The 4334-nt window shown below is 72.5% G+C and carries 4 protein-coding genes and 1 tRNA gene; 4 read left to right on the top strand and 1 reads right to left on the bottom strand.

Annotation, left to right across the window (positions count from 1 at the left end; all coding sequences use genetic code 11):
- From GTW67_RS10115 to GTW67_RS10100, 4 genes are all read left to right on the top strand, one after another.
- Positions 1–924: alkaline phosphatase PhoX (locus GTW67_RS10115; protein WP_161164463.1), on the top strand; the 924-nt coding region annotated here is incomplete at its 5' end.
- Between the two features lie 31 nt (positions 925–955).
- Positions 956–1035, top strand: a tRNA-Met gene (locus GTW67_RS10110).
- Positions 1036–1292: 257 nt separating this feature from the next.
- Entirely contained in the window at positions 1293–2882 is a 1590-nt protein-coding gene (locus GTW67_RS10105; protein WP_161164462.1) for a TROVE domain-containing protein, read from the top strand.
- Between the two features lie 139 nt (positions 2883–3021).
- Positions 3022–3597, top strand: a complete 576-nt coding sequence (locus GTW67_RS10100; RefSeq protein WP_161164461.1) for a TetR/AcrR family transcriptional regulator — start codon at positions 3022–3024, stop codon at positions 3595–3597.
- Between the two features lie 70 nt (positions 3598–3667).
- Here the strand turns inward: GTW67_RS10100 and GTW67_RS10095 are convergent.
- Positions 3668–4334: TerD family protein (locus tag GTW67_RS10095; protein WP_161164460.1), on the bottom strand; the 667-nt coding region annotated here is incomplete at its 5' end.

Here is a 4334-nt window from a genome sequence, read left to right as displayed (position 1 = left end):
TGGCTGACCTGCGAGGAGACCGAGGACAAGGCCGGCAAGAACGGCATGACCAAGGACCACGGCTACGTCTTCGAGGTCGACCCCGAGGACCGCCGCGCCAACCGGAACCCCAAGCCCGTCAAGGCGCTCGGCCGCTACGCCCACGAGGCCGTCGTCATCGACCCCAAGCGCGGCGACGCGTACCTCACCGAGGACGCCTCCGGCCCCAACGGCCTGCTCTACCGCTGGACCCCGCCGCAGGGCTTCCGGCACGGCCGCGGCCGGCTGCGCACCCTCGCCGACGACGCCGGCGTGCTGGAGGCGTTCAAGTGCTTCGACTCCGGCGGCAAGTTCGTCGACGACCTCTCCCGCGCCATGAAGACCGGCACCGTCTACGGCGTCGACTGGGTCGAGGTCCCCGACCGGGACGCGAAGACGACGTCCGTGCGCAAGCAGTTCGCCGACGGCGAGGTCAAGCGCGCCCGCAAGCTGGAGGGCATGTGGTGGGCCGACGGCGGCACCTACATCGTCTCCTCCTACGCCCGTGACGAGAGCCCCGGCCGCCCGCACGACGGCCAGGTCTGGTTCTACGACCCCAAGCGCCGCACCCTCACCCTGAAGGTCCTCCTCGGCGTCAACGCCGCCCCGGACGCCGACGGCGCCTTCGACGGCCCCGACAACATCACCGTCTCGCCCTACGGCGGCCTCGTCATCGCCGAGGACGGCGAGGGCGTCCAGCACTTGTTCGGCGCCACCGACAGCGGCCGGACCTACCCCATCGCCCGCAACGAACTGAACATCGGGTCCGAGGAGGAGCCCGAGTACAGCGAGTTCACCGGCGTCACCTTCTCGCCCGACGGCCGCACCCTGTACGCCAACATCCAGACGCCCGGCATCATGCTGGCCATCACGGGTCCGTGGAAGCGGCACAAGCGCGGCAATTAATTCGCTCGCCCGACCGACGGCCGCCCTTTTAGAGTGATGAACGTCCAGGTGCGCAGGCAGGACCTACTTCCACTCATAATGGGGCGGTCACGGGTTCGAGTCCCGTCTCCGGCACAACGCGCCGGTGTAGCTCAGGGGTTAGAGCACCTTGTCGGTTCCGCCGACCTGAACTCTGGACACCGAAAACCTCACGCACCTCCCGGTGCGCGGGCCACGGCTACTTCTTCTCCAAAAAGAACCCGATGCCGCGGCCGACCTGATCTCGGGAGGCGCAGCGAATGGCAGAGTGCCCGTCCCGTCGCCGATTCCGGCCTCGGGCACCTTCCCTTCGCCACGCCTTCCTCCGGACGAATTCGGGGGAATTCACCATGGCGCGTTTCAACACCCGGGCGGCGAAGGCCCAGCCCACTTCCCGCGTGACGTCGACGGGCCGCGTCCTCACCACCCACCAGGGCGGCCGGGGCCGCGAGCGCGATCCGCGCTCCGAGCTCTTCCTGCTGGCGGTCGCCAACTTCGTGTCGCAGCGGACCTTCTACGAGTCCGGCACCGACCGCGACGACCGGTTCGCCGCGCTCGTGCGCGAGCTCGCCCTCACCGACCCGTCCTGGACGGCCGGCCTGCTCGGCTGGCTGCGCCGCGAGGGCAACCTGCGCACCGCCTCGCTCGTCGGCGCCGCCGAGTACGTCAAGGCCCGCCTCGACGCCGGCGCCACCGACGGCCCCACCAACCGCGAGGTCGTCGCCTCCGTGCTCCAGCGGCCCGACGAGCCCGGCGAGCTGCTGGCCTACTGGACGGCGACGTACGGCCGCGCCGTGCCCAAGCCGGTCAAGCGGGGCATCGCCGACGCCGTACGACGGCTCTACCACGGCAAGTCGCTGCTGAAGTACGACACCGCGTCCAAGGGGTACCGCTTCGGCGACATCCTCAACCTGGTGCACGCGGCGCCGGACCCGGACAAGGCGTGGCAGGGCGAGCTGTTCCAGTACGCGCTGGACCGCCGGCACAACCCCGACACCGCGGTGCCGCCCGCGTCGAACCGTGTCCTGGTCGCCCACCGCGAGCTGATGGCGCTGCCCGTCGAGCGGCGGCGCGCGGTCGTCACCGCACCCGGCGGTGCCGAGCGGCTCGCGGCGGCCGGCATGACGTGGGAGATGCTGGCCGGCTGGCTCCAGGGGCCGATGGACAAGGCGGCCTGGGAGGCCGTGATCCCGTCCATGGGCGCCATGGCACTGGTGAGGAACCTGCGCAACTTCGACGAGGCCGGGGTGTCCGACGAGGTCGCCGCGCAGGTCGCGGCGCGGATCAGCGACCCGGAGCAGGTGGCGCGCTCGCGGCAGTTCCCCTTCCGCTACCTCGCCGCGTACCGGCACGCGCCGTCGCTGCGCTGGTCGTACCCGCTGGAGCAGGCGCTCGGCCACTCGCTGGCCAACGTGCCCGCGCTGCCCGGCCGGACCCTGGTCCTCGTGGACCGCTCGGGCTCGATGTTCTACTCCCCGGTGTCGGACCGCTCGGAGCTCAACCGGGCCGACGCGGCGGCGGTCTTCGGCACGGCGCTCGCGCTGCGGGCGGCGGACGCGGACCTCGTCGAGTTCGGGACGACCAGCAACCGCGTGTCCTTCCGCCGGGGTGAGTCGGTGCTCAAGATCCTGGACCGCTTCGGCGACCTGGGCGGCACCGACACGACCGAGGCGGTCCGGCGGCACTACCGGAAGCACGACCGGGTGCTGATCGTCACCGACGAGCAGTACGCGCACAGCCGGCACGGCGACCCGACCGAGCAGGTCCCGCCGGACGTCCCGGTCTACACCTGGAACCTCGCCGGATACCGGGCGGGCCACGGTCCGTCGGGGACGGGCAACCGGCACACCTTCGGAGGCCTCTCGGACGCGGCCTTCCGGATGGTGCCGCTGCTGGAGGCCGCCCGGGACGCGGACTGGCCCTGGGCGACGGCGGCCTGAAGCCCCCCGGACGCCGGATGGCCGGGTTCGCGGCCCGCACCCATGCCCGACGGGTGCGGGCCGCAGCCGCTCACCGGGCCGCGCGGAGCCCGCGCGGTAGGCTGCCCGGGAGGTTCCCCGGTCGGCAGGGAGTAGTGGGATGGCGCAGGTCAGGCCCATGCGGGCGGACGCCCGGCGCAATCGGGAGCGGTTGCTCGCGGTGGCGGTGGAGGCCTTCGCCGAGCACGGGGAGGGCGCCTCGCTGGACGACATCGCCAAGCGCGCCGGGGTCGGCGTCGGCACCCTGTACCGGCACTTCCCGACGCGACAGGCGTTGCTGGAGGCCGCCTATCTGGAGCGGATCGAGGCGATCGCCGCCCGCGCCGACGTCATCGCGGCCGGACGGCCGGCCGGCGAGGCGCTCGTGGCGTGGCTCGGCGAACTCGCCGTCGGGATGCTCCAGGTGCGGGGGCTGAAGGCGCTGCTGGGCACGGCCGTCACCGGCGGCGGCGCCGCGGTGGGCGACGCGGCCTGCGGTGACTGCGTGCGGGGCGCGGCGGCGCGGCTCGTACGGGCGGCGCAGGACGCGGGTGCGCTGCGGCGGGACGTCGAGCCGATCGAGGTGCTGCGGCTGGTGCACGGGCTGGTGACGGCGTCCGAGTCGGCCGGTGAGGTCGACGGGACGGCAGTGCGGCGGTATCTCTCGCTGCTCATGGAGGGGCTCACGCGGAGGTAGGGGCGCCTGGAGTGCCGGGTGCCCCTGCGTCCGGTCTTTTCCGGTCCTCTTCCGGTCCCTGTCGGTGCGCCTACAGTGCCTGGGCCGCCGGCTTCACCATGCCGCGGACCGTGCGGGACTTCACGAAGTCGCCCATGGCGGTCATCTCCCACTCGCCCGAGTACTGGCGGATGAGCTTCGCCATCATCACGCCGGTCTGCGGCTCGGCGCTGGTGAGGTCGAAGCGGACCAGTTCCTCGCCGGTCGTGGCGTCCAGGAGGCGGCAGTAGGCCTTGGCGACCTCCGTGAACTTCTGGCCGGAGAAGGAGTTGACCGTGAAGACCAGGCCGCTGACCTCCTGCGGGAGCCGGCCCAGGTCGACGGTGATCACCTCGTCGTCGCCGCCGCCCTCGCCGGTGAGGTTGTCGCCGGAGTGGCGGATCGCGCCGTTCACGATCTGGAGCTTGCCGAAGTAGCAGCTGTCGACGTGGTTGCGCTGCGGGCCGTAGGCGATGACCGAGGCGTCCAGGTCGATGTCCTTGCCGCGGTACGCGGGCTCCCAGCCGAGGCCCATCTGGACCTGGGACAGCAGCGGCCGGCCGCCCTTGACGAGGGACACCGTCTGGTTCTTCTGGAGGCTGACCCGGCCCTTGTCGAGGTTGATCTTCCCGGTGCCCGGGGCGGGGGCCGGCGGCGCGGCGGGCGGGGCCGGGGGAGCGGACGGCATCTGCGGTGCGGCGACGGGCGGGGCCGGCGGG

The organism is Streptomyces sp. SID5910 (assembly GCF_009862125.1).
GTDB lineage: Bacteria > Actinomycetota > Actinomycetes > Streptomycetales > Streptomycetaceae > Streptomyces.
Note: the sequence above shows the minus strand (reverse complement) of the source record. Positions and strands in the feature narration are given on the sequence as shown.